The sequence below is a fragment of the Pseudoalteromonas sp. S3785 genome (genome assembly GCF_005887365.1).
GTDB lineage: Bacteria > Pseudomonadota > Gammaproteobacteria > Enterobacterales > Alteromonadaceae > Pseudoalteromonas.
This window is the reverse complement of the sequence record NZ_PNCT01000177.1, coordinates 1-230: the sequence shown is the minus strand read 5'-3', so window position 1 is coordinate 230 and position 230 is coordinate 1. Positions and strand designations below refer to the sequence as shown.

Genomic DNA, 230 nt, shown 5'->3' with positions numbered 1-230 from the left:
ACCTTGCGAGTGTATTCGGGGCAAATAAGTAAATGGCAGCGGTCTATATTGATGGTTTGCGTGCACCAAATGAGATAAAAGCAGAATTAGTCAAACTATCAAAAACGTATACTTTTAATAAAGAAGTTGAAAATGGTTCTTATGTCTACCTATTTTTTGGACGTAAACGAATTAGGTCAACGTATGTTGCTGTAAAATTATACTATTGGGGCGGTGATAAGGATAACCAT

1 protein-coding gene is annotated in these 230 nt (G+C 35.7%); it reads left to right on the top strand.

The annotated features are described in order from the left end of the window. Positions 1-32: 32 nt before the first annotated feature. The coding region (locus CWC17_RS19485) for a hypothetical protein (protein ID WP_212750658.1) at positions 33-230 on the top strand (198 nt) is incomplete at its 3' end.